This window comes from Actibacterium mucosum KCTC 23349 (genome assembly GCF_000647975.1).
Taxonomy (GTDB): Bacteria; Pseudomonadota; Alphaproteobacteria; order Rhodobacterales; family Rhodobacteraceae; genus Actibacterium; species Actibacterium mucosum.
The window spans coordinates 398459-420543 of record NZ_JFKE01000002.1; the positions used below are offsets into that span (position 1 = coordinate 398459).

General features: G+C 55.9%; 30 protein-coding genes. 21 read left to right on the top strand and 9 right to left on the bottom strand.

Annotation, left to right across the window (positions count from 1 at the left end; genetic code table 11):
* Window positions 1-18 precede the first annotated feature (18 nt).
* Both ACMU_RS05335 and ACMU_RS05340 read right to left on the bottom strand, forming a co-directional pair.
* Complete coding sequence (locus ACMU_RS05335; RefSeq protein ID WP_236626198.1) at window positions 19-390, bottom strand: ArsR/SmtB family transcription factor; 372 nt, start codon at window positions 388-390, stop codon at window positions 19-21.
* Between the two features lie 18 nt (window positions 391-408).
* A complete protein-coding gene (locus tag ACMU_RS05340; protein WP_035256920.1) occupies window positions 409-771 on the bottom strand; it encodes a thioredoxin domain-containing protein in 363 nt (120 codons plus the stop codon).
* Between the two features lie 83 nt (window positions 772-854).
* Between ACMU_RS05340 and ACMU_RS05345 the strand changes: the two genes are divergently transcribed.
* From ACMU_RS05345 to hemA, 12 genes are all read left to right on the top strand, one after another.
* The gene (locus ACMU_RS05345) at window positions 855-1595 is read left to right on the top strand and encodes a cytochrome c biogenesis CcdA family protein (RefSeq protein WP_035256922.1); all 741 of its coding nucleotides are present in this window, start codon (window positions 855-857) and stop codon (window positions 1593-1595) included.
* 185 nt (window positions 1596-1780) lie between these two features.
* Window positions 1781-2257: a sulfur oxidation c-type cytochrome SoxX gene (soxX, locus tag ACMU_RS05350; protein ID WP_035256925.1), complete on the top strand. Its 477-nt coding sequence runs from the start codon at window positions 1781-1783 to the stop codon at window positions 2255-2257.
* 24 nt (window positions 2258-2281) lie between these two features.
* Window positions 2282-2704, top strand: coding sequence for a thiosulfate oxidation carrier protein SoxY (gene soxY / locus ACMU_RS05355; protein ID WP_035256928.1), 423 nt, complete (start codon window positions 2282-2284; stop codon window positions 2702-2704).
* 52 nt (window positions 2705-2756) lie between these two features.
* Window positions 2757-3086, top strand: coding sequence for a thiosulfate oxidation carrier complex protein SoxZ (gene soxZ / locus ACMU_RS05360; protein WP_035256931.1), 330 nt, complete (start codon window positions 2757-2759; stop codon window positions 3084-3086).
* Between the two features lie 86 nt (window positions 3087-3172).
* Complete coding sequence (gene soxA, locus ACMU_RS05365; RefSeq protein ID WP_236626211.1) at window positions 3173-3979, top strand: sulfur oxidation c-type cytochrome SoxA; 807 nt, start codon at window positions 3173-3175, stop codon at window positions 3977-3979.
* 90 nt (window positions 3980-4069) lie between these two features.
* Window positions 4070-5767 (top strand): thiosulfohydrolase SoxB, encoded by a 1698-nt coding sequence (soxB, locus tag ACMU_RS05370; RefSeq protein WP_035256935.1) that lies wholly within the window; start codon window positions 4070-4072, stop codon window positions 5765-5767.
* Window positions 5768-5788: 21 nt separating this feature from the next.
* Window positions 5789-7051 carry a sulfite dehydrogenase gene (gene soxC, locus ACMU_RS05375; protein WP_035256937.1) on the top strand — a complete coding sequence of 421 codons (1263 nt, stop codon included), beginning with the start codon at window positions 5789-5791 and terminating at the stop codon, window positions 7049-7051.
* Window positions 7035-8354, top strand: a complete 1320-nt coding sequence (locus ACMU_RS05380) for a c-type cytochrome (protein WP_035256939.1) — start codon at window positions 7035-7037, stop codon at window positions 8352-8354. The genes soxC and ACMU_RS05380 overlap by 17 nt, the downstream gene beginning before the upstream one ends.
* A 3-nt stretch (window positions 8355-8357) precedes the next feature.
* Complete coding sequence (locus ACMU_RS05385) at window positions 8358-9065, top strand: c-type cytochrome (protein WP_035256941.1); 708 nt, start codon at window positions 8358-8360, stop codon at window positions 9063-9065.
* 22 nt (window positions 9066-9087) lie between these two features.
* The gene (locus tag ACMU_RS05390) at window positions 9088-10353 is read left to right on the top strand and encodes an NAD(P)/FAD-dependent oxidoreductase (protein WP_035256944.1); all 1266 of its coding nucleotides are present in this window, start codon (window positions 9088-9090) and stop codon (window positions 10351-10353) included.
* A 93-nt stretch (window positions 10354-10446) separates the two neighbouring features.
* Complete coding sequence (locus ACMU_RS05395) at window positions 10447-10881, top strand: hypothetical protein (protein WP_035256947.1); 435 nt, start codon at window positions 10447-10449, stop codon at window positions 10879-10881.
* Window positions 10881-12098 carry a 5-aminolevulinate synthase gene (gene hemA / locus ACMU_RS05400; protein ID WP_035256949.1) on the top strand — a complete coding sequence of 406 codons (1218 nt, stop codon included), beginning with the start codon at window positions 10881-10883 and terminating at the stop codon, window positions 12096-12098. Before ACMU_RS05395 ends, hemA begins: the two co-directional genes overlap by 1 nt.
* Window positions 12099-12103: 5 nt before the next feature.
* Here the strand turns inward: hemA and ACMU_RS05405 are convergent, their stop codons facing one another.
* The 6 genes from ACMU_RS05405 to ACMU_RS05425 form a co-directional block, all read right to left on the bottom strand.
* Window positions 12104-13162 carry a YeeE/YedE family protein gene (locus ACMU_RS05405; RefSeq protein WP_236626199.1) on the bottom strand — a complete coding sequence of 353 codons (1059 nt, stop codon included), beginning with the start codon at window positions 13160-13162 and terminating at the stop codon, window positions 12104-12106.
* 65 nt (window positions 13163-13227) lie between these two features.
* Entirely contained in the window at window positions 13228-13368 is a 141-nt protein-coding gene (locus ACMU_RS19695) for a hypothetical protein (protein ID WP_236626200.1), read from the bottom strand.
* On the bottom strand, window positions 13353-13541 hold the full coding sequence (locus ACMU_RS05410; RefSeq protein ID WP_035256953.1) for a YgaP family membrane protein: 189 nt from the start codon (window positions 13539-13541) through the stop codon (window positions 13353-13355). The genes ACMU_RS19695 and ACMU_RS05410 overlap by 16 nt, the downstream gene beginning before the upstream one ends.
* A 75-nt stretch (window positions 13542-13616) precedes the next feature.
* On the bottom strand, window positions 13617-14234 hold the full coding sequence (locus ACMU_RS05415) for a Crp/Fnr family transcriptional regulator (RefSeq protein WP_051587999.1): 618 nt from the start codon (window positions 14232-14234) through the stop codon (window positions 13617-13619).
* A complete protein-coding gene (locus ACMU_RS05420; protein ID WP_407636988.1) occupies window positions 14231-15172 on the bottom strand; it encodes an MBL fold metallo-hydrolase in 942 nt (313 codons plus the stop codon). Before ACMU_RS05420 ends, ACMU_RS05415 begins: the two co-directional genes overlap by 4 nt.
* A complete protein-coding gene (locus ACMU_RS05425; RefSeq protein ID WP_035256958.1) occupies window positions 15172-16083 on the bottom strand; it encodes an MBL fold metallo-hydrolase in 912 nt (303 codons plus the stop codon). Before ACMU_RS05425 ends, ACMU_RS05420 begins: the two co-directional genes overlap by 1 nt.
* A 182-nt stretch (window positions 16084-16265) precedes the next feature.
* On the opposite strand from ACMU_RS05425, the gene ACMU_RS05430 reads away from it, so the two are divergent.
* From ACMU_RS05430 to ACMU_RS19210, 4 genes are all read left to right on the top strand, one after another.
* Window positions 16266-16979 carry a cytochrome c biogenesis CcdA family protein gene (locus tag ACMU_RS05430; RefSeq protein WP_035256962.1) on the top strand — a complete coding sequence of 238 codons (714 nt, stop codon included), beginning with the start codon at window positions 16266-16268 and terminating at the stop codon, window positions 16977-16979.
* A 14-nt stretch (window positions 16980-16993) separates the two neighbouring features.
* Complete coding sequence (locus ACMU_RS05435; protein ID WP_035256965.1) at window positions 16994-17392, top strand: thioredoxin family protein; 399 nt, start codon at window positions 16994-16996, stop codon at window positions 17390-17392.
* A gap of 202 nt (window positions 17393-17594) precedes the next feature.
* On the top strand, window positions 17595-17993 hold the full coding sequence (locus ACMU_RS19205; protein ID WP_161635625.1) for a hypothetical protein: 399 nt from the start codon (window positions 17595-17597) through the stop codon (window positions 17991-17993).
* 100 nt (window positions 17994-18093) lie between these two features.
* Window positions 18094-18384 carry a hypothetical protein gene (locus tag ACMU_RS19210; RefSeq protein ID WP_152544516.1) on the top strand — a complete coding sequence of 97 codons (291 nt, stop codon included), beginning with the start codon at window positions 18094-18096 and terminating at the stop codon, window positions 18382-18384.
* 123 nt (window positions 18385-18507) lie between these two features.
* Here ACMU_RS19210 and ACMU_RS19215 read toward each other — a convergent pair whose 3' ends face one another.
* Window positions 18508-18696, bottom strand: a complete 189-nt coding sequence (locus ACMU_RS19215; protein ID WP_161635626.1) for an ATPase, T2SS/T4P/T4SS family — start codon at window positions 18694-18696, stop codon at window positions 18508-18510.
* 119 nt (window positions 18697-18815) lie between these two features.
* Between ACMU_RS19215 and ACMU_RS05445 the strand changes: the two genes are divergently transcribed.
* The 5 genes from ACMU_RS05445 to ACMU_RS19225 all read left to right on the top strand — a co-directional run bounded on the left by ACMU_RS05445 (window position 18816) and on the right by ACMU_RS19225 (window position 22041).
* Window positions 18816-19133: a hypothetical protein gene (locus ACMU_RS05445; RefSeq protein WP_152544518.1), complete on the top strand. Its 318-nt coding sequence runs from the start codon at window positions 18816-18818 to the stop codon at window positions 19131-19133.
* 135 nt (window positions 19134-19268) lie between these two features.
* The gene (locus ACMU_RS05450; RefSeq protein WP_236626201.1) at window positions 19269-19712 is read left to right on the top strand and encodes a hypothetical protein; all 444 of its coding nucleotides are present in this window, start codon (window positions 19269-19271) and stop codon (window positions 19710-19712) included.
* Between the two features lie 192 nt (window positions 19713-19904).
* A complete protein-coding gene (locus ACMU_RS05460; protein WP_152544519.1) occupies window positions 19905-20351 on the top strand; it encodes a DUF4265 domain-containing protein in 447 nt (148 codons plus the stop codon).
* A gap of 2 nt (window positions 20352-20353) precedes the next feature.
* Window positions 20354-20695: a hypothetical protein gene (locus ACMU_RS19220; RefSeq protein ID WP_152544520.1), complete on the top strand. Its 342-nt coding sequence runs from the start codon at window positions 20354-20356 to the stop codon at window positions 20693-20695.
* 959 nt (window positions 20696-21654) lie between these two features.
* Entirely contained in the window at window positions 21655-22041 is a 387-nt protein-coding gene (locus ACMU_RS19225) for a hypothetical protein (RefSeq protein ID WP_152544521.1), read from the top strand.
* The last annotated feature ends 44 nt before the right edge of the window (window positions 22042-22085 follow it).

Here is a 22085-nt window from a genome sequence, read left to right on the forward strand (position 1 = left end):
CGCTGGTTTAGCGCCCGGTCAGTCTTGCCTGCAGAACAGGTCGTAGACCACTTCCATGATTTGCGTCGGCCGGTCGTCTGTCAAGCTGTAGAAAATCGCCTTGCCTTCGCGGCGCGGCGTCACCAGCCCTTCAAGGCGCAGTCGCGTCAGCTGTTGCGAGACCGCGGCCTGACGCGCCGACAACAGTTCCTCGAGCTCGGTAACCGATTTCTCGCCCGACGCGAGGTGACACAGGATCATCAGGCGTCCCTCGTGGCTGATCGCCTTGAGGAAGTTTGACGCCCGCTGCGCGTTCTGCGCCATACGTTCCTTGTCTTCCTCGCACATGTTCTTGTCGAACACCGGCAAACGCGAGGGCGTGTCGCTGGATTGGTTAATTTCTGTCGTCATATCTTGTGTCATAGCGGTTCAGCTTGCTTGTTCCAAGGCGATACCGGCACGTTCAAACATCATGGTCAAAAGGCCCCAAAAGAAATCTTCGCCCGGATAACCTTCGATCCGATCGATTTCCCTGCCGTTTTCGATAAGGATGAATGTTGGGGTGAAGCGGACTTTCTGAGCGAACTCGACGTCGGGCGTTTCGCCACGCAAATCATAGCGTTGCAATGGCGCGGCCTGGCCTTCGGGGGTCTTGGGGTAGATATGCGCAATCTCGGCGTCCCAGCGACCGCACCAATAGCAACCGTCCTCCTCGGCCATTAACAGGACCGGATCAGCAGAGGCCGGCAGGGCAAGAAACCCAACTGTGGCAATTGCCAGCACCTTCAACATCCGTGTGGCCCTTTCATTGACGCGTCTTAACTTCTTATCATAATCTAATTTGTGAATAACTCAAGGTGAGGCGCTTCACGAACATGTTTGATGTCACGTTTTTGGGCGCATTTATTGCCGGGTTGCTGTCTTTTCTATCGCCCTGTGTGCTGCCGATTGTTCCATTCTACCTCAGCTACCTTGCCGGCGTCGGGATGAGCCAGATCGCGGCCAGCGCGCAGATTTCGGCAGCGGTGCGTCGCCAAGCGGTCATTGCGGCCTGTTATTTTGCGCTGGGGGTAATCACGGTTTTTGTGGGACTGGGGGCAAGCGCCACGCTTTTTGGCAGTTTCGTGCGCGAGTATTTCGATACGCTACGCTGGGTTGCCGCGGGGATCATCATTGCGATGGGTTTGCACTTTCTGGGCGTCATCCGAATTGGGATCTTGTACCGACAGTGGCAATCTCAAGCTGGTACAACATCTGCTGTCGGGTTTGCGGGAGCTTATGTAATTGGCTTGGCCTTCGCCTTTGGTTGGACACCTTGTGTCGGCCCGGTCCTGGCGGCCATTTTGTTCACAGCAGCGGGACAAGAGACGGTGGGGCAGGGAGCGTCTCTGCTGTTCACCTACGGGCTGGGCATGACCCTGCCGTTCATATTGGCAGCCTTGTTCATCGGGCCGTTCATGACATGGATGGCGCGGTTTCGCCGTCACCTTGGCAGAATTGAGAAGCTGATGGGGCTGATGTTGATACTGTTTGGCGTTTTGATTGCCACCAACTCGGTCAATGTCATTGCGCAATGGATGCTGGACAATGTTCGGTGGTTCCAAACAATTGGTTAAACCCGAAATCCTCACCTCAACGACAGCATGGTTTGTTTTCTGCAGCTGCAAATATTCTTGCCCCTTTTTCTGCGGATGCGAACAAATACAAAAATTCATTTAGTTGAATTTGTCATTGCGTCGGCGGCGTTGTGTGCCGTAGTGTGCAAAGCATCCAAGGCAAAGAATCGACCTAGGGAGGGCACATGAAACACGGATTGGGGCTTGGCGTTGCAGCCATATTTGCAGCCACGACCGCATTTGCAGAGGCGGTAGAGCCAACGGATGTTGTCTTTGTGGATGGCGCTGTTGAAATGTCGCTTTCTGGTCAGCCGGGCGACCCGGCTGCGGGGGCCGAGGTAATGAACAAGGGCGCAGGCAATTGCATTGCGTGCCACGAGGTTTCCGATTTGGATCACCTGCCATTTCAGGGCGAGATTGGCCCGGCATTGGACGGCGTCGCAGACCGCTGGTCGGTGGCAGAGCTGCGCGGGATCGTGGCCAACGCCAAGATCATGTTCCCCGAAAGCCGGATGCCATCGTTTTACAAGACGGTGGGGTTCATCCGCTTGGGTGACGCTTATACCGGCAAGGCGCATGGCGACGGCGAGGTACAACCCTTGCTGACCGCGCAACAGATCGAGGACGTGGTGGCCTACCTCGTCACACTGAAAGAAGACTGATCTTCGAGGAATGGAGTTTTTCCCATGGACCTAACACGGCGAAAAATGCTGGCGCTCGGAACGAGTGCATTGGCAATGGCGAGCCTGGGCGCTGTACCCGCATTCGCCAGCTTAACTGACGATGCCATCGCGGAGCTGACCGGCGGTGCAGATATTGGCGAGGGTTCGGTTACGCTGACCGCGCCAGAGATCGCCGAAAACGGCAATACCGTTCCGATTGGCGTCGAAGCGCCGGGCGCCGTTGAAATCACGCTTTATGCCGATGGCAACCCCGTTCCAAACGTGGCGACCTTCAAATTTGGGCCGCTCAGCGCCTCGCGCAGTGCTTCGACCCGCATTCGTCTGGCGCAGACCCAGAATGTTGTGGCGATTGCCAAGATGGAAGACGGTTCGTTCCAAATGGCAAAGGCCGAGGTGAAGGTGACGATCGGCGGCTGCGGCGGCTGATCCCAACGGATTTCGCCTTGCTCAGACAAGGCGCACAGACAGGAGAGACATCATGGCATCTGGTGTAAAACCACGCGTCAAAGTCCCAAAAACAGCGGCCGCTGGCGACACGATCACAATCAAGACGCTGATCAGCCACAAGATGGAAAGCGGGCAGCGCAAAGACGATGATGGCAACATCATTCCGCGTTCGATCATCAACCGTTTCACCGCTGACTTTAACGGCCAAAACGTGATCGACGTGACGCTGGAACCCGCTATTTCGACGAACCCGTATTTCGAGTTCGAGGCGATTGTACCGGAAAGCGGCGAGTTCACGTTCACTTGGTACGACGATGACGGCGACGTCTACGACACGGCTAAAAAGATCACCGTGAGCTGATCAAGATCAGCAAGCCAACGCGTTAATCAGGGAGGAATGACGTGCAGCTAAAAGCAAAAACGATTGGCCTCGTTACAACGCTCAGCATCGCCTGTGGGCCGGTTTGGGCCGACCCTGACACCGATCAGCTGACGATCAACGGGGACATCACGATCATCACTGAGGCTGCCGCGCCAAGCCATATGGAGTATATCGATACGATCTATTCCGGATGGCGTTTCCGCTCGGATGAAACACAAGCCGTCCAGATGGATGACTTCGACAATCCCGGCATGCTGGGCGTTGAAAACGCATTGGCGGCCTGGGACACTGAAGAGGGCAGCGAGGGTAAATCCTGTGCCAGCTGCCACGGTGCAGCCGAATCCCTGGCTGGCATTCGCGCGGTGTATCCAAAATGGAACGAAGCCAAGGGCATGGTGACCACCCTTGAGATGGAGGTCAACAACTGCCGCGAGACCCGCATGGGCGCTGAAAAGTGGAAATACACAGGCGGCGACATGACCGATATGGTGGCCCTGATATCGTCGGTGTCTCGCGGCATGCCTGTTAACGTGGCCATTGACGGCCCGGCACAGTCCACGTGGGAAGCGGGCAAAGAGCTGTACTATACCCGCACGGGTCAGTTGGAGCTGTCCTGCGCAAATTGCCACGAAGATAGCTATGGCCTGATGATCCGCGCCGATCACCTGAGCCAGGGGCAGATCAATGGTTTTCCGACCTATCGTTTGAAGAACACCAAGCTGAACTCTGTTCATGCCCGGTTCAAAGGCTGTGTGCGTGATACCCGCGCAGAAACCTTTGCACCCGGTTCGCCCGAGTTCATCGCGCTGGAGCTTTACGTGGCGTCGCGCGGCAACGGTTTGAGCGTCGAAGGACCGTCTGTCCGAAACTAACCTTTTCGAGGGCCCTGCATGCCGTGTGGGGCCCTTTTCTCCTGCATAACATTCAGTTATGCGAATGTGTCTTGAGGAGCCCAAAAAGACATGATCTCGCGTCGCGATTTTCTACAGGTAGGCATGGCTGCTTCGGCCATCGTTGGCGGGTCCGGATTTGGCAATTGGGCGCGGCTGGCAGCGCAACAATCGCTGACGCAGGATCAGCTGCTGGAGTTTGACACTTTTGGCAATGTCTCGCTGATCCACATCACGGACATCCATGGGCAGCTGAAACCGATCTATTTCCGCGAACCGTCGATCAATATCGGGGTGGGCGGCAACAAGGGCGCAGTGCCTCATGTGACCGGCTCAGATTTCCGCAAGCTTTACGGTATTGATGATGGCAGCCCCAGCCATTACGCGCTCAGCTCGGGCGATTTTTCGGCCCTGGCACAAGGGTATGGCCGGGTTGGTGGTCTGGACCGCGTGGCCACCGTCATTAAGGCGATCCGCGCCGATCGGCCCGATGCGATCCTTTTGGATGGTGGTGATACCTGGCACGGCTCGTACACCACCTGGAAGACGCAGGCACAGGACATGTTCAACGTCATGAACGCCCTGTCACCCGACGCGATGACGTTCCACTGGGAGTTTACGCTGGGCAGTGACCGGGTACATGAGTTGGTCGAACAGTTGCCTTTTGCCGCGCTGGGGCAAAACATTTTCGACGTTGAATGGGACGAACCGGCCGAGCTTTTCCCGCCCTATAAGATGTTTGAACGCGGCGGCACCAAGATTGCGGTTATCGGGCAGGCGTTCCCTTACATGCCCATCGCCAACCCACGTTGGATGTTTCCTGAATATTCATTCGGTATCCGCGATGAAAACATGGCTGCCATGGTCGAGGAAGTCCGTGCCGCCGGGGCAGAGTGCGTGGTTGTGCTCAGCCATAACGGCTTTGACGTCGATAAGAAGATGGCCAGCGTTGTACCTGGGATTGACGTGATCCTGTCGGGGCACACTCACGACGCACTGCCTGAGCCGGTACTGGTGGGGCAGACGATTATCGTACCCTCGGGGTCCAACGGCAAATTTGTCAGCCGCGTTGATTTGGACATCCGTGACGGGCGCATGATGGGATACCGCAGCAAGCTGATCCCGATCTTTTCCGACGTGATTGCACCCGATGCCGAGGTCGCCTCGTTGATCGATGCCGAACGCGCACCCTACGCGGCCGAGATGGCCGAGGTGATCGGGCAGACCGACAGCCTGTTGTACCGCCGTGGTAATTTCAACGGAACGTGGGACGACCTGATCTGTGACGCGTTGCTGAGCGAACGTGACGCCGAAATTGCCCTCAGCCCGGGAGTGCGTTGGGGGCCGTCACTGATCCCCGGTCAGGACATCACGCGTGAGGATATCTTTGGCGTGACCTCGATGAGCTATGGTCAGGCCTATCGCACGGAATTCACGGGTGAATTCCTGAAAGTGGTGCTGGAGGATGTGGCCGATAACATCTTCAACCCCGACCCGTATTACCAGCAGGGCGGCGACATGGTGCGCACCGGGGGGCTTGGCTATCGCATCGACGTTTCGAAACCGCAAGGCCAGCGCATTTCGAACATGACACTGCTGAAAACCGGCGAACCGATTGATCCCGCACGAAATTACGTAGTGGCCGGTTGGGCCAGTGTGAACGAGGGCACTGAAGGCCCGCAGATTTGGGATGTGGTTGAAAGCCATATTCGCAAGCTTGGCACCGTCACGGTGTCCGAAAACAACAGCGTCGACGTGGTTGGCGTTTAAGGAAACTGGAGACCTCGAGACATGGGTGAGAAATTCAAACCGTCCCGTCGGGCTTTCTTACGCGGCAGCGCGGCTGCTGCTGCGGGCACCGTCGCTGGTACGGCCGCCGCACAAGGACCTGATCCACTGATCACCGAGCTGCAGGATTGGGCATCCTATACCGGGGCCGGTGTGGACGAAACGCCTTATGGCATGCCGATCAGCTTTGAAAGCCACGTGGTGCGGCGTAATGTGGAATGGCTGACAGCCTCGCCCATTTCGTCGATCAACTTCACGCCGATCCACGCGCTGGATGGCACAATCACGCCGCAGGGCTGTGCGTTTGAACGTCACCATTCCGGCGCGATCGAGCTGCGCAAGGAAGACTATCGCCTGATGGTCAACGGGCTGGTCGATCGCCCGCTGGTCTTTACCTATGACGATCTGGAGCGGTTCCCACGCGAAAACCACGTCTATTTCTGCGAATGTGCCGCCAATACCGGTATGGAATGGGCCGGTGCGCAGCTGAACGGCGTTCAGTTTACCCACGGCATGATCCATAACATGGAATACACGGGTATTCCGCTGCGCACGCTTTTGCGGGAAGCCGGCGCTGATATCTCGCCCGACAAGTGGGTGTATGTGGAAGGGGCCGATGCTTCGTCGAACGGCCGCTCGATCCCGATGGAAAAGGCGCTGGATGACGTGCTTGTGGCGTTCAAGGCCAATGGCGAAGCCCTGCGAATGGAACATGGCTATCCGGTGCGGCTGGTTGTGCCTGGCTGGGAAGGCAATATGTGGGTCAAATGGCTGCGTCGGATCGAAGTGACCGACGTCGCTGTCGAAAGCCGCGAAGAGACCAGCAAATACACCGATGTCTACGAAGACGGCACCGCCCGCAAATGGACATGGGTGATGGATGCGAAATCTGTCATCACCTCGCCCAGCCCCCAAATGCCGATCAAACATGGGGCCGGACCGCTGGTCATCTCTGGCCTCGCATGGTCAGGCCATGGGCAGATCACCCGCGTGGATGTTTCCAAAGATGGCGGCATCACCTGGGAAACCGCACGGCTGGGCAAGCAGGGTGACACCAAGGCGCTCACCCGGTTTTACCTCGACACGCAATGGGACGGAAAGCCGATGCTGCTGCAAGCCCGCGCGATGGACGAGACCGGCTATGTTCAGCCCACCAAGGATCAACTGCGCGAGCAGCGCGGTGAAAACGCCGTTTACCACAACAACTGTATCCAAACCTGGTACGTCAGCGCAGAAGGGATCGCCGAGAATGTCGAAACCTCTTAGTCAGATTTTCCTTCCCGCAATTGGGGGCACGGCCCTGATGCTGGCCGTCGCCGTGGTGGTGGCGGAACGCAACTATGGCGACAACCAGATCGCCACCCTTGAGCGGCAGGTCGTTCAGGTCTCCGAGCGGGCCGAGAAAGCCCGCGCAACCGGACAGGCCGAAGCAGCCCGTGTTGGCGAACTGGAGGCCGAGATTGCCGAGATTCAGGCCGCTGCGGCGTTGCGTGTGGCGACCGGTTCCAATTTGACCGCACCGGCCCCGGAGGCTGAAGGCGCTTATGGTCTGGGCCGTGCGGCTTTGGTTGAAGAGATTGCCGCCTGGGACGTGGATGTTTTGCCCGATGGGCGCGGTTTGCCCGAAGGCAAAGGTGATGTCTGGACCGGCGAAGAGGTCTTTGCCGACCGCTGCGCCTCGTGCCACGGGGATTTCGCCGAGGGCGTGGATAACTGGCCTGTTCTTGCGGGCGGCTTTGACACGCTGGGCGACGAGGATCCGGTTAAAACCGTTGGCTCTTACTGGCCGCATCTTTCGACAGCCTGGGATTATATCTCGCGTTCGATGCCATTTGGCGAGGCCGGGACCCTGACCGCAGACGAGACCTATGCGATTGTCGCGTATATTCTGTATTCCAACGATCTGGTGGATGAGGATTTCGAGCTGAACCACGAAAACTTCGCCGATTTCAACATGTACAACATGGACGGGTTCGTGATCGATGATCGGCCCGATCTGGAATACGCCGCATGGCGGTCCGAGCCTTGCATGGAAAACTGCAAGGATGAGGTCAAGATCACCATGCGTTCGGTCTTTCTGGTTGAAACACCGCCCGAAGGGGGATCGAATTCGGTTATGAATCACGCCGCGGGCGAGGAACTGCCCAGTTTCACTGCCGCGGGCCCATCCTTCATCCCGGAAGGTGCAAAGGCAACGCAGGCCGTCGCCCAGGACACCGCTGCTCCGGCAGCACTTGCGGATGACGGGGCAGACCTGATTGCCGACGGCCAGAAGGTTTTCAAGAAATGTGCCGCCTGCCACAAGGTGGGTGAAGGGGCAAAGAACGCCTCGGGCCCACAGTTGAATGGCATCGTTGGGCGCACAATTGGGGGCGTTGAAGGGTTCAAATACTCCAAAGTTTTCCAGGCTGCCTTGGAAGAGGGGCGCGTTTGGGACGAGGCGGCATTGACCGAGTTTCTGGCCAAGCCAAAATCCTACATGAAGGGGACCAAGATGGCGTTTTCCGGCCTGAAGAAAGAGACCGATCTGACGGCTGTCATCGCCTATCTGGCGTCGCTCGGAGAATAAAGAATGGCACGTCGCAACATCCTTTCGATCTTGCTGTCTGCAGTGGTGCTGTGCACCGCTGCGGCTGCGGATGATTTCGGGGACCCAGAGGCCGGCGAAAAAGTCTATAAACAATGCAAAAGTTGCCATCAGCTGGGCGAGGGGGCCAAGCACCGCATCGGTCCGCATCTGAATGGTATTTTCGGGCGGCAGGCCGCCAGCCACGAGGGGTTCCGGTATTCCAAAGCGTTGGTTCGGGTCGGGGCAGGTGGGCTGGAATGGCACGCCGATACACTGGACACTTTCCTTGAGAACCCGCGCGCCATGGCAAGCGGTACGCGCATGAGCTTCAAAGGGCTGAAGGATGCCGAGGATCGTCTGAACGTCATCGCCTATCTGCGCCAATTCTCGGACAACCCGGCCGATATTCCAGAAGCGGACCCAACTGCCACGGCCACGGATCACAACCTCGATCCCGCCATTCTGGCGCTGAAGGGAGACCCAGAATACGGCGCGTATCTCAGCAGTGAATGTACCACTTGCCACCAGGCCACTGGGGGCGATGACGGCATCCCGTCCATCGTGTTGTGGCCTGAGGAAGACTTCGTCATCGCCATGCATGCTTACAAGAACAAAGACCGCCCGAACCCGGTGATGCAGATGATGGCAGGGCGGCTGAATGCAGAAGAAATCGCGGCACTGGCTGCGTATTTCGCAACGCTGGAAGAATAATAGCGAACTAAGGGAGGAAACTATGACACTGAACAGACGGAAGTTTATCGGATCCACGGCAGCGGTTGCCGCGGTTCTGTCCGCACCAATGGTCAAGGCCGGCGGTCATGGCAAGCCGCGCGTGGTTGTTGTGGGCGGCGGGGCCGGCGGGGCCACCGCAGCGCGCTATATCGCCAAGGACAGCAAGGGCGAGATCGACGTAACGCTGATTGAACCCACCCGCATGTATTACACCTGTTTCTTCTCGAACCTGTACCTTGGTGGGTTCAAAGAGATCAGCGACATTGGCCACACTTATGGCGGTCTGGCCGCAGGCGGTGTGAATGTCGTTCACGACTGGGCCGTGGGCGTGGATCGTGACGCCAAGACCGTGGCGCTTGCCGGTGGCGGCAGCGTGCCCTACGACAAGCTGATCCTGTCGCCGGGTATCGACTTTGTCGACGGCGCGGTCGAGGGCTGGGATCTGAGCGCGCAAAACGCCATGCCGCACGCCTATAAGGCCGGTTCGCAGTCGGAACTGCTGAAAGCGCAGCTGAAGGCGATGCCGCAGGGGGGCACCTTTGCCATGGTGGCACCGCCCAATCCCTATCGCTGCCCGCCGGGCCCCTACGAACGTGTGTCGATGGTGGCGCATTTCCTGAAGCAGAATAACCCAACCGCCAAGATCATTGTCGCGGACCCGAAAGAGAAGTTCTCGAAAATGGCGCTGTTCCAGGAGGGTTGGAACAACCACTATGCGGGGATGGTTGACTGGGTAGGCAGTGACTTCGGCGGTGGCGAGGTGTCGGTTGATCCAGGTGCGATGACGCTGACCATCGACGGCGAAGTTACCAATGTTGACGTCTGCAACGTTATCCCGGCCATGAAGGCAGGGCGTATCGCGGAACTGGCCGGTGTGACGGATGGCAATTGGGCTCCTGTCAATGCAGCGGACATGTCGACCAAGGCAGATGCCGACATCTACGTATTGGGTGACGCATCGCAGCAAGGCGACATGCCGAAATCGGGCTTCTCGGCCAACAGTCAGGCCAAGGTCTGCGCCAATGCTGTGCGTGGAGCGCTGACCGGCTCGAAGGTTTTCCCGGCCAAGTTCTCGAACACCTGCTGGTCTTTGATCGCACCGAATGACGGTGTGAAAGTGGGTGCAACCTACGAGGCGACACAGGAAAAGATCGCCAAGGTTGACGGCTTTATCTCGGCCACAGGGGAAACTTCGGACGTGCGGAAGGCAACCTACGAAGAATCCGAGGGCTGGTACACCGGCATCACCACTGACATGATGGGTTAACCTGTCACGGAATGCGCCCAAGTTGTTGATTTACATCAAGGATTTGGGCGTAATTCGCGCGTAGAATGTCAGCATGCAAGAGGAGGAAATACAATGAAATCATTCCTATTGAGTGCTGCAATTGGACTGGCATCGCCGGCGGTTTTGACGGCTGGTGATGCCTTTACCTATCCTTTCGATGGCACGTTTGACGACGCGACTTTCGCCGTCGAAAGCGCTATTGTCGGCCAAGGATTGGTCATCGACTATGTCAGCCATGTGGGCGAGATGCTGAACCGCACGGGCGCAGATGTTGGCAGCGACGCGATGATCTTCAAAAACGCTGACATCTTCCTGTTCTGCTCGGCCGTTGTGTCGCGGCAGGTCATGGAGAAAGACCCGATGAACATCACGCATTGCCCCTATGGAATTTTCGTCTTGGAAAACGACGAGGGTGTGATCGTCGGCCACAAGGATTACCCAGATGGCACGATGCAGGCGGTCGAAGACCTGATGCAACAGATCGTGGCCGAAGCGATTGGCAGTTGATGGACTATGAAGACTTCTTTCGCGCAGAGCTGAACGCCCTGCCCGACAGCGGGAATTACCGCGAATTTGCCGAGTTGGAACGCCACCGCGGTGCGTTTCCGCGTGCCACTTGCCACAATGGTGATCGGGATGTGACCATTTGGTGCTCGAACGACTACCTTGGCATGGGTCAGCATCCAAAGGTCTTGTCGGCCATGCATGAAGCGTTGGACCGAACCGGCGCGGGCGCTGGGGGCACCCGGAACATCTCGGGTACGACCCACGATCATGTGCTGCTCGAGGCCGAACTGGCGGATCTTCACAACAAGGAGGCGGCGCTGCTGTTTACCAGCGGCTACGTCTCGAACTGGGCTGCGTTGGGTACCTTGGCCGCGCGCATTCCTGATTGCGTTGTGCTGTCGGATGCGCTCAACCACGCGTCGATGATCGAAGGGATCCGCCATTCACGTGCCAAATGCGTGATCTGGAACCACAATGATCTGGTTGATCTCGAATCAAAGCTTGCTGCGCTTCCTGCCGACCAGCCCAAACTTATTGCCTTTGAAAGTGTCTATTCGATGGACGGCGACATCGCTCCCATTGCCGCGATCTGCGACCTTGCAGATCGATATGGCGCGATGACATATCTGGACGAAGTGCACGCCGTTGGCCTTTATGGTCCGCGCGGCGGCGGCATTGCCGAGGCCAGAGGGCTGATGGATCGGCTGACGGTGATCGAGGGCACGTTGGGCAAAGCCTTCGGTGTGGTAGGGGGCTATATCGCGGCCTCTGCCGAGCTTTGCGATTTCGTGCGGTCTTTTGCCAGTGGTTTTATCTTCACAACCGCCTTGCCACCATCGGTTGCGGCTGGGGCGGCGGCTTCGATCCGCCACCTCAAGCACAGCAATACCGAAAGACAGGACCACAAGGCGCGCGTTGCCGATGTACGGGCACGGCTGGATGCGATCGGTTTACCGCATATCGACAATCCCAGCCACATCATTCCCGTCATGGTCGGCGATCCTGTGAAATGCAAATTTATCTCGGACACGTTGCTGCGCGAGCACGGGATCTACATTCAGCCGATCAACTACCCGACCGTTCCCAAGGGAACAGAGCGTTTGCGTATTACACCTTCACCTGTGCATTCGGCACAGGATGTCGAACACCTGGTCGCGGCTTTGGAACACCTCTGGACGCAATGTGAACTGGCCCGCATGCCAATTGCCGCGCAATAAAGGGCTCAGGCGGTTTGTCTGGGCAGCCCCTTCTGAAGACCCCGGTAGGTGGCAACCGCGCCAATCCACATACAGAACACAGCCAGCCATGCCGTTAGTGACAGAACCGCGCCGCCGGTCAGGCCGGCCCCAACGGCACAGCCGCCAGCCAGCATTGAGCCAAAGCCCATCAACGCACCGCCCAGCAGGTAACGCTCCATCGGGACGTCTAGTTCGAACCGTTGAATGCGGGCCTCGCCGCGCATAATTGCGGCCAGCATGGCCCCCCCGAACACCCCGGGCACAAGGCCCAGTCCAAAACTTGGTGGCACGGTGCGCGCATTGACGAACGCCATCAGGGTATCGGTTGACGGGCCGGTGAATGTGATGGATTGGATCGCCACGATCTCGAACGAAGATTGCGCAATCAGGTAGGTTAACTGCCAGCCTGCGAAGATGGTTAGCCCCACAAGGCTGGCAAACAGCAAGTCCGCCGGTTTTGCTTTTTGCTTCAGGCCAAAGACAATGCTGCTGCCTAGAAGACCAAACAACGCCATGACCAGCCACGGCGTCGCTGCGGTGTCAGGTGAAACCAGGTACCGTGCTGTACCGCCTTTGATGGTCCATAGCGCGGTGAGGTCCTCGCGCAGAGGGGCAAGTGCCCCGCGCAACGAGGCCTGTGCCACCAGTGTCAATACCAAGCCCGTCACGATGGCCCGAAGGTTGCCAGAGGCCGACAGGACCAGCAAACGGCTTGCACAGCCGCGGGCCAGTACCATGCCCGACCCAAACATCAACCCGCCCAGAACCGCGCCGGACAGCGATCCCGTATTGGCCAATTGCCGGGCGTCGCTGACATCGAGCAGGCCCGCTGCAACGGCCAATTGAACGCTTGTCAGGCCGGTGAAAAACGCAATCAGCCAGACCGCCAGCCGCGCGCCCACGTGCCCCTCGGCCACCTCTACGGTTGCGGCGCGCAGGCAGAAATTGGACCGGTATGCCGCAAAGCCGAACACGATGCCGACGAAGGCACCTGTGGCCAACATCAACCTGCCTTCACCGAACTGATCAATCAAACCTTCCATCATCGCTGACCACCTTCCGTTGCAGATGGCCTAGGCTGCGATGACCGATAAGTCCTTGATGTGGATCAAAAAGACGCGATCAAAGCCGCGTTGCTGTGGGGCAGCGCGGCCGAGAACGCAGCGACCGTCGCGAGGGTGAGCATCGCGGTTGCAGCCAATAGAACGCCCAATGTCCAAAGCAGCCTTTTGATCAGCAGTCTTGGCATGTTTTCAGGCCAAGCACGCGGTAGATCGGGCAAAAGTTCATAAATGCCGTACCCACAAGGATGACGCCCAGATAGCCCCATATGCCAATTGTTCCCAGCGCCGCCAGCGCGATCAGCAATGCGCCCACTACCAAACGGGCGATACGATCCATTTGTCCAAGATTGCGTGTCATGAAACGGTCCTTTCAGGTTTGCTGTGCGGGCAAACAATCAGGAAACGCGTCGGCTTACAGTGACTGAGTCACATTTCACGACATGTTTCCGTATCGGCGCAAACCGTCTGCGTCCAACACGGTCAGCGTGCCACGTCCCAAACGGATCCAGCCACGAGTTTCAAAGGATTTCAGCGTGCGAGAGACAACTTCGCGGGCGGTCCCAAGTTCTTGGGCTACCTCCTGTTGGGTCATTTGCAGCTTGCCCACGCCGCGGTTGGCAAGCCACCGCGCCAGCCGCAGGTCGGTGCGGTGTTCCAACAGGTCGTCAATCACGGCCGTTAACTCGCCCACGCGTGCGGCGAAGCCACGGAAAACCAGTTCCTGAAACTGCGGGTCGTCTGCCAGAAGGCTGCGGAACCTGTCGGGGGAAATGGCGATGGCGTGCACAGTGCCTTCGGCATAGCCATATCCCGAATAAGGCTTCTCCGACAAAAGGCAGGTGGTGGTCAAAACGCAGCTGTCCCCTGCAGCGACACGATACAAAACCACGGTGCGTCCGGCGCTGTTGGTTTGTTCAACCCGCACGGCCCCGGATTTAACGATCAGAAAGGCGCGGCTTTCGTCGCCGGGCCGAAACAGGCACGCCCCATCTGGTGCCACCAATGGGTCGCCCTGCGAAGCATAGGCCGTCAAATCCCAGGTTTTGGTCACTCAAACTCCATCTGTTCATAGACACGGCCTGCGTTGCGCGTGGCGAGTTCTTCAAACGTGTCTAGGTGAACATAGGGGCTTTGATCAATGTAGTAAGCCTCGGCAAGATTGCCGTCATTTTCCAGATGAGCGCCGATCTGTTCGCGCAGGTAGACAAGGTAGTCGCGCGTGTATCGCCGCACCTGGTCCATATTTGTGGGCGTGCCGTGGCCGGGGATTACATATGTGGCACCAAGGGGTTCGAAAGCGGTGTCCCATGTTTCGATCCAATCCAGCACGATCGTGCCTTCGAAAATTGGCAACATGCGTTGGTGAAAGGCCATGTCACCGGCAATCACAAGGCCTTGTTCGGGCAGCCAAACCTGCGTGTCGCCGGGGCCATGCGCGGGACCCAGGTGCAGCACTTCGATCCGGAAGCGGCCCATTTCGATAATGCGCTGATCCTCGAAGGTTTCGGTTGGTTGAGCAACGAATGTGCCTGCGGCCTTGTCTTGGTTGTACCGTTTCATCCCCTCAAGGATGCGATTGCCGCGTTCCGCAATCTCGTGGGCGGCATCCACGTGAGCCAGGATCGGTACCCCCTGTTCCGCCCAATAGGAATTGCCCAACATCGCATGGCCCTGACCATTTTCGTCGATGACCAGCTTAACCGGCTGGTCCGTGACCGCCTTGATCTCCTCATGCAGGGCCCGGGCAAGGATATAGGCCGCGCCGCCATTGATCACGATCACCCCGTCACCGGTTACGATAAAGCTGAGATTGTTGTTGTGGCCCGTATTCTCGTAGGTGGGTGGGGCCGTTGCCCCGATGGCCGACCAGACATGCGGGATGACTTCGATCGGTTTGGAATAAAGGGGGGAACCGGGATATTGGTCGGCAATATCCTCGCTTGCCGCAACGGGCAGGGCGACGACGACGAGGGGGACAAGCCAGCGCATCATTGTCCCTCCAGGAATCGATATCCGTTGGCGTCTTGGCCGACACGGCCGATCCCGCCATTCGGTAAGTGAAATCCGATCAGCGTCATTTGTTCCGCCATCAGACGGTCGAACAACATGTTACGCGTGGTTACGGCCAAGGCCGGATCCTGATCCGCGCCGCTTTCCCAATCCGGTTTGCGGAAGGCCACGTGGTGATTGCCAATCGCGTCCCCGACAACAAGCGCGCTGTCCGTGCCATTGCGCAGTTCAAAAGCCATATGCCCCGGCGTGTGTCCCGGGGTGGACAGGGCGGCGATACCCGGCAGGATTTCCTGCCCGTCGTCAAAGCGCACCACCGCGTCCTCGATCACCTGCATTCGGCGCTTGGCCCCAACTGCAAAGGCTGCGCGTGCGTCACCAATTGTGTTGACCGTTTCCGGGTCCCACCAGTAATCCCATTCGGCCCGGCCCATCATGTAGGTGGCATTGTAAAAGAGCGGGTCGTCAAATTCGTCTAACAGGCCCCAGATGTGATCCGGGTGGGCGTGCGTGAAAACCACATGGGTGATGTCTTCGGGGGCCAGGTCAATGGCGGCGAGACTGTCTGTAACGGCACCAGCCGTGGGCATGAAGTCCGGGCCCGAGCCAACGTCGAACAGCACCGTATTCGTACCGTCGCGGTAAAGCGCCAGATTGCATTCCGGCGTCAGGCGTTCGGAGGACACACCGAATTCGGCCAGCACGGGGGCCAGTTCATCCTGTGGCATCGGTTCGAATATAAAGCTGCCCGGCAGAGTAAGTGACCCGTCGCTTACCGTGGTTAGAGTTGCAGAACCGATGGAAAGGTCCGCCATCGCAAAACGGGGCAGGGACAGCGCCAAAGGGGCAGAAATAGCCGTTCGGACGAATCTGCGGCGTGATAGTGGCATGAGGTCCCTCCAATTAAATTCTTGTATTCGAATATGAATGAGTAATAATCGCAAATCAAGGAAATCGTGGGCCAAAACAAGGTTCACGGGAACGTGAAGAAGCCGTTTGTGACACTGTCACGTACAAACGAGCCTCAGGGACTAAAACGCACTCAGATATCCACAGGTAATCGACACGCAAAATGGAATTTATCTTTGCTTACATCGCCGGGCTTCTGACACTGATCAATCCATGTGTTTTGCCGGTTCTGCCCATCGTTTTGGTGGGGGCATTGAATGCCAACAAGGCCGGTCCTTTGGCCTTGGCCGCAGGAATGAGCGTATCCTTCGTGACCTTTGGCGTGTTGGTCACGGCATTCGGGGCCAGCATCGGCCTGACACAGGACGTGCTGGCGCAAATTGGAGCCGTCTTGATGATGGTGTTTGGCTTGATCTTGTTGGTGCCCATGTTCGCGTCGCGGTTTGAAACAGCTACGGCGGGGGTCGCGGCGGGGGCTGACGCGCGCATGAACGACCTGAACTCCGGTTCGTTGCGCGGACAGTTTCTTGGCGGACTGTTGCTGGGCACGGTCTGGTCACCATGTATCGGTCCAACCCTGGGTGGCGCTATCGCGTTGGCTTCGCAGGGTGAGAATCTGGGATTTGTGACCCTGATCATGGGCGCCTTTGCCTTGGGCGTATCAACAATCATCGTGGGGCTTGGACTGGGTGCGCGCGAGGCGATCCGAACGAAAGTGCAATCACTACGGGGGCTGGCATCCCGATCAAAACCAATCATCGGCGTGACCTTCGTCGTGGTTGGGGCCATGCTTTTCTTTCAATTTCACCACGTCATCGAAGGATGGCTTTTGAACATTATGCCGATCTGGCTTCAAGACCTGTCTGTCACCCTGTAACCGGAGGATAAACCATGAACCGTCGTTCGCTTTTTGCCCTTGCCCTCGCGGCCATCATCGCACCCGTTTCCGTCTTTTCCGCGGACTTCGTCGATTACAGCCCCGGCGTGATCGAAAGCGCGCTAGAAGACGGTAAAACCGTGTTCGTTGACTACTCCGCCACGTGGTGCGGAACCTGCAAGCGACAGGAACGCGTGATCAACTCTTTGCGTGCCGAAGATCCAGCCTATGACGATGCCATGACCTTCGTGAAGGTTGATTGGGATACCTATAAGAACCACGAAGTCACCGTGTTTCGAAATATCCCCCGGCGGTCCACGTTGATTGTGCTGCGTGGCGACGATGAGCTGGGCCGCGTCGTTGCAGGCACATCCAACGCACAGATCAAGGAATTGATGGATACAGGGCTATAAAGTGGCAGCTGGGAGTTCCGGTGAGAAGGCCCATGTAAATACGGTGATTTCGCGAAGGAAAACCTCATCGCCGCCGCCGGTTTAAAAACAAATGCCGAACGATCCAATTGTAGACCACTTTGTTGACCTTTGTTGGGCGTCTGCGCAAGGTGCTCAGCATCAAGATGACAAACACGGGCGATTAGATTGTTGGAAGGGTATGATGGAACTCGGCACTTGGACGCTTTGGGAAGCCGACGGTAAATCTATAGTGGCTGAATCTACCGAACAGTCGGTAGTGGTTTATCTGTGGCACAAAGGTGTAGGTATTCTTGGTCATGTTTGGCTGTTCAATCAAGAAACAGACGAGCTATCTATCAATGACGGCGATATGAGAGTTCCTCAAAACACGATTGTTTCCGAGTTGGCTTACCCTCAGCAAGTAGATCAGCTGTTCTGTGAATTGTCGCAAGACGATGGAGCTTGGGTGATTGGATGGGACGGTTTATGTGTTGCCACTATTGACCATAAAGGTGGGGTAGGTAGGTCGATTTTGATAAGAGAAGACAATGATCTGGCTCTTTCAGAAGAACAAGAACGTTTCTCAAAATCTACAATTTGACGGAGGGGTATACCACCCGTCTATCCTAGAGAGCTTCCCTAGTTCAACAAGTGGGTTATTACTTTCATCAGAGTACTTAGGATCAAAAAAACGATAGAAAATGGAAGATGAACACGAAGAATTCTGTCAGCTGCTTGCATGCTCTCTGGTTCCAGGCGATTGGGAAGCGTTCGATTTCGATACCCTGGAGCAGCTCGCTCACGGTTTTCGCGCGTCTCAGCGCCGCGAGCTGCGTAGGTATTCTTCTGCAAAACGTTACTACCAGTCTCATTTAGTAAACAAAAGCGCAGAAAGCATTAAGCTAGCTATTTCCGAACTGGATCCGGGTGGGTTGACCGCAAATCTGCCCCCAGATGAATTAAAGGCTTTTTTAGACAAGAACTTGCGGTAGCCGCCTTTAGCGGAAGCTGGCAACTCCCGTTGGGGCTTTATAAGGGCCCTTGTCACGGGGTGCAACGAAACGAAAAATAACTTCGGTTGAGAAAACCAACTCCGACACACCAAAGTTTTTACTTTAGCCGCTCATCGGCAACCAAACCTCCGGCACCAAAGCCCGCTCTCTCCGGTGATCCAGCGTCTGGCCCAGAGTCCCGATCAACACGTCGTGAACAGAATACTCCGGCACCCCCATAGCCGTCAGGCGCGCAATGGATGTTGATGGCGACGAGGTGTGCAGCGTCGACAGAACCAGACGCCCAGCCAACGCCGCGCGGCGGCCATCTCTACATTCTGCAGGACCTTTATTTATCAAAATGAGTGGCGTAGAAGGTGAGGATGTAGATTAGGGAAAATAGGTGAAGGAAGTGAAACCTAGAGCTGTCAATGAATACTAAGAACGCGTTGCAAGGTTCGAAAGAAACGCTTGGCGATCTGCCTAAAAACACGACCTGTATTGTTTGTGAGCATGTTTTTTCCAGATCGAGGCCGGTGCTCTTTATCGCTAGGGAAGAAGGGTTCCCAATCGAGTTCATGTGTGGGAAAAAAGACCATTTCGGGGCGGACTCTGGAAAAGTCATTGGTTTGGGCCATTTGTTGGAATGGGATAATTCCTTGTCCGTGTTGAATGTCCCCCGGAATGGCACCGTTCTTGAAAGGCGCGATGGAAACGACGCATGGCAGGTCCAATCGAGCATGGGCTGAAATTAGCTACCGTGTGATATGGTGGGCATTTGAAGCTTCCTCACCAATAGAACCGAGCAGCGACTGGCCTATCCGCATGCCAATCTCTGCAATGCGGGCGGTACCCTTGTACGAGATAGAGACACTGGGTACCTTGTGGACACGGGTACGGATATTGCCGAAGAGGATCGAAGACCCGTGAAAAATTTTGATTTTGACGCTCAAGCAAAGCGTCTTGAAAAGGTGGGGCCTGATTTTCCTTTGGAAGACCTCGGCCGCGCCTTGTCAAGGAAAAGAACAATCGCTGGTGTCGTCATGCCCTATACCCTTGAAGAGCTTAGGCCCAGCTATTGGGTGATGGCGAAATTTTTTACTGAAAACGGCCTTACCACCCGGGTTTTGGCAGAGAAGATTGAAGATGTTGATGAGACATTTGTTGTACGTGTTGGTGATTTAACGACGCGCGGACATAAGCTCTTTGCGACGGGATATCAGAACTGGCTGGATGCGCTTGCCCGGCGGACCCCAGAAAAGCGAGCGCAATTTCTTGAAGCAGAAGACACCAAAATTATGGAAAAGCTTATTCAAGATGGCCATTGAACGGGTGCACATTCGGGGGCAAAAACAGTGGCCATCCGTTTGTTTAAATCTATCTTTGGATCATAGCATATGATGAAAACCGGATCATAAATCGGAAAACTGTTCGGCACGACTGTTGCAAAATCGACAAAACAATGATCGAAGTTCATCAGATGAACCTGCATTGGATGATCAATAAAGAGGTGCAGTGCGATGACTGCGGAAGATTGCTTAGAAATACCAGTTAAACTTCAATGTCTGAACGGCTGGCCACCGGTTTCAAATGAATATCTTTGGTTCAAGGTTCTCGGAGAAGGATTGTTTGTTAAGTCTTATCCTTTCTTTGTGAAGGGATTGTCGTTTGGCGATGTTCTGTTTGATACGCGAGAAGAAAAAAATGACGTTCTTGACGTTGAGTGGAAAGATAAGTCAGGAAATTCAACAATATGGATGGCTTGCCGAAGTCAAGATGATTTTGATGAGCTGTACGATTGTTTAAGAGAACAATTCAATGTGGAAGGGTTGGCTGAGTTCAACCTACTTTCGGTTTGCTTGATGGAGTGGCAGGCACTGAAAGAACTTGATGAAGCCGTTGAAGGCTTGGGTAATTCGATCAGTTTCGAAATTGCATACCCGTCGTTAAGGCATGAGGAGGTGTAGTTGTGATTAACCGAAAGAACCACCCGCTTCGGGTCGCCCATAACCTTGATCGCCTGGAACAGGCATTGATTGGTTGCACAGATGTTTCGGTTGAAGAATTCCGAGCTAGAGTGAATAACGTTTTAGGGTTCGGAGATGTTTACTGGGAATATGGGCCTGACTTTGAAGGAAAGAAGATGGCCTTTTCAGTTTCCCTTGAGAATGGAGATGAGGTGATCGCTAGTCTATCTCGAAAATTCGGATTTCCAACTTCATCGAAGGAAACAAACTTTCGAATTGGTATCCCGCCTAGAAGGTGGGAGGGGGATTTCATTCTCATTGGTGAGACTGGAGAGCGCATTTAAGTAAGCGCAAGTACTTGGATGTTCTCCTTTAACGGGAGCAATTTTCTGTCAGTATTTTTGAATGAGAGCGTTCGGACGGCCTATGAAGAGTACGCTATCCGTGTCTTTATGGTAGGTGAGCTTGGTGAACAAAATTTTGGTCGGATCACCGTTTCGCCGGTAGCTTTAATGGACCCAAGAAAAACCTACTTCGGCAAAAGCCTGTTGCGAGAAAAATTCGCAAGTCTCTTCCCCGGATGTGAGTACTGGAGCGAGTTCTTAAAGTAGCGAATACTTTTTGGTCACCCACGTCGCCAACTAAAAATGACCATCGGGCAGCACGGCAAAAAGCGCTCTTACCCGTTTATCCATAACGGTCTGACCGCCAGCTATGCCTAAGGCGCCGTCGGGCGTCTAGATCAACACTGCCCACCTGCGCCGCGCCGACGGCACGCGGCTGAAGAAGATCGAGAAAACCGGGCAAGGGGCCGAGAACACCACGCTTTATGTCGGACCGCTGGAGATCCGCGATTACGGCACCGGCAATGAAAGCCTGCTGGCCTATCCGCATCCCAATATCCGGATGGTCGACGGTGTGCCTTCGGCGCTGCACAAAGACCAGCTGAACTCGGTCCGGATAATCACCAATGACAGCGGCGGCGCGGCGAAGGAGAGCGTCTATGAACCCTTCGGCGAGGCCACCGACTGGACCCTCGACCCGACCGAGGCATTGAAACCAAAGGCTTTATCGGCGAACGCTACGACGCCGACAGCGGCCTGTTCGGCGGGGCATTGGTCCCCGGGACCAATCCCTGATCCGCCTCAACCTCAACGCCCGCTACTATGACCCCAAACTCGGCCTCTTCATCCAGCCGGACTGGCTCGAAGTGACCCGAAGCAAGTAAAGAAATAGTCAACAATGGTGTAGACCAAGATGCAGATGACGATACACTTGGTCCCTGATCTCAAGAGTGAGTATGATGCACACAAAACCCTTGTCTAGAGCAGTTCAGTTTGAAGTATATTATTGGCTGGCGATGAGCGGCATCGCCATTACTTTGATTGCCTTAGTGAGCAATGCAGAAACCAGAAACTCAGTAATCACTCGTGGGACACCAATTGCAACCTGGTACATTCGTCTGTTTTTGTGTGCACTAAGAGATCTGAGGAAAACATCATTTTCTTTTGCTACCGGTTTGCCCATTCTTATACTTATTTCCGTCGCGTTGAATCACGTTTTTCCACTTACCGCAGAGCAACTTAAACTTGCTTTGAACACTTTGCAAATCGGGTATGTATTGCTGGGCGCAAGTGGGTTTATTTTTTTGGCTTTCATCTTAGAAAAACTTGAAACTGAGAAAAACTAGTTAAGTTGTACCAGGTTTTTATAGATGGTATCAAAAAGCCGTTC

What these genes read in the sequence shown, in the direction of transcription:
- ACMU_RS05335 (WP_236626198.1), bottom strand. Translation starts at nt 390, where the DNA reads ATGACGACAGAAATTAACCAATCCAGCGACACGCCCTCGCGTTTGCCG.
- ACMU_RS05340 (WP_035256920.1), bottom strand. Translation starts at nt 771, where the DNA reads ATGTTGAAGGTGCTGGCAATTGCCACAGTTGGGTTTCTTGCCCTGCCG.
- ACMU_RS05345 (WP_035256922.1), top strand. Translation starts at nt 855, where the DNA reads ATGTTTGATGTCACGTTTTTGGGCGCATTTATTGCCGGGTTGCTGTCT.
- soxX (WP_035256925.1), top strand. Translation starts at nt 1,781, where the DNA reads ATGAAACACGGATTGGGGCTTGGCGTTGCAGCCATATTTGCAGCCACG.
- soxY (WP_035256928.1), top strand. Translation starts at nt 2,282, where the DNA reads ATGGACCTAACACGGCGAAAAATGCTGGCGCTCGGAACGAGTGCATTG.
- soxZ (WP_035256931.1), top strand. Translation starts at nt 2,757, where the DNA reads ATGGCATCTGGTGTAAAACCACGCGTCAAAGTCCCAAAAACAGCGGCC.
- soxB (WP_035256935.1), top strand. Translation starts at nt 4,070, where the DNA reads ATGATCTCGCGTCGCGATTTTCTACAGGTAGGCATGGCTGCTTCGGCC.
- soxC (WP_035256937.1), top strand. Translation starts at nt 5,789, where the DNA reads ATGGGTGAGAAATTCAAACCGTCCCGTCGGGCTTTCTTACGCGGCAGC.
- ACMU_RS05380 (WP_035256939.1), top strand. Translation starts at nt 7,035, where the DNA reads ATGTCGAAACCTCTTAGTCAGATTTTCCTTCCCGCAATTGGGGGCACG.
- ACMU_RS05385 (WP_035256941.1), top strand. Translation starts at nt 8,358, where the DNA reads ATGGCACGTCGCAACATCCTTTCGATCTTGCTGTCTGCAGTGGTGCTG.
- ACMU_RS05390 (WP_035256944.1), top strand. Translation starts at nt 9,088, where the DNA reads ATGACACTGAACAGACGGAAGTTTATCGGATCCACGGCAGCGGTTGCC.
- ACMU_RS05395 (WP_035256947.1), top strand. Translation starts at nt 10,447, where the DNA reads ATGAAATCATTCCTATTGAGTGCTGCAATTGGACTGGCATCGCCGGCG.
- hemA (WP_035256949.1), top strand. Translation starts at nt 10,881, where the DNA reads ATGGACTATGAAGACTTCTTTCGCGCAGAGCTGAACGCCCTGCCCGAC.
- ACMU_RS05405 (WP_236626199.1), bottom strand. Translation starts at nt 13,162, where the DNA reads ATGGAAGGTTTGATTGATCAGTTCGGTGAAGGCAGGTTGATGTTGGCC.
- ACMU_RS19695 (WP_236626200.1), bottom strand. Translation starts at nt 13,368, where the DNA reads ATGCCAAGACTGCTGATCAAAAGGCTGCTTTGGACATTGGGCGTTCTA.
- ACMU_RS05410 (WP_035256953.1), bottom strand. Translation starts at nt 13,541, where the DNA reads ATGACACGCAATCTTGGACAAATGGATCGTATCGCCCGTTTGGTAGTG.
- ACMU_RS05420 (WP_407636988.1), bottom strand. Translation starts at nt 15,172, where the DNA reads ATGCGCTGGCTTGTCCCCCTCGTCGTCGTCGCCCTGCCCGTTGCGGCA.
- ACMU_RS05425 (WP_035256958.1), bottom strand. Translation starts at nt 16,083, where the DNA reads ATGCCACTATCACGCCGCAGATTCGTCCGAACGGCTATTTCTGCCCCT.
- ACMU_RS05430 (WP_035256962.1), top strand. Translation starts at nt 16,266, where the DNA reads ATGGAATTTATCTTTGCTTACATCGCCGGGCTTCTGACACTGATCAAT.
- ACMU_RS05435 (WP_035256965.1), top strand. Translation starts at nt 16,994, where the DNA reads ATGAACCGTCGTTCGCTTTTTGCCCTTGCCCTCGCGGCCATCATCGCA.
- ACMU_RS19205 (WP_161635625.1), top strand. Translation starts at nt 17,595, where the DNA reads ATGGAACTCGGCACTTGGACGCTTTGGGAAGCCGACGGTAAATCTATA.
- ACMU_RS19210 (WP_152544516.1), top strand. Translation starts at nt 18,094, where the DNA reads ATGGAAGATGAACACGAAGAATTCTGTCAGCTGCTTGCATGCTCTCTG.
- ACMU_RS05445 (WP_152544518.1), top strand. Translation starts at nt 18,816, where the DNA reads ATGAATACTAAGAACGCGTTGCAAGGTTCGAAAGAAACGCTTGGCGAT.
- ACMU_RS05460 (WP_152544519.1), top strand. Translation starts at nt 19,905, where the DNA reads ATGACTGCGGAAGATTGCTTAGAAATACCAGTTAAACTTCAATGTCTG.
- ACMU_RS19225 (WP_152544521.1), top strand. Translation starts at nt 21,655, where the DNA reads ATGCACACAAAACCCTTGTCTAGAGCAGTTCAGTTTGAAGTATATTAT.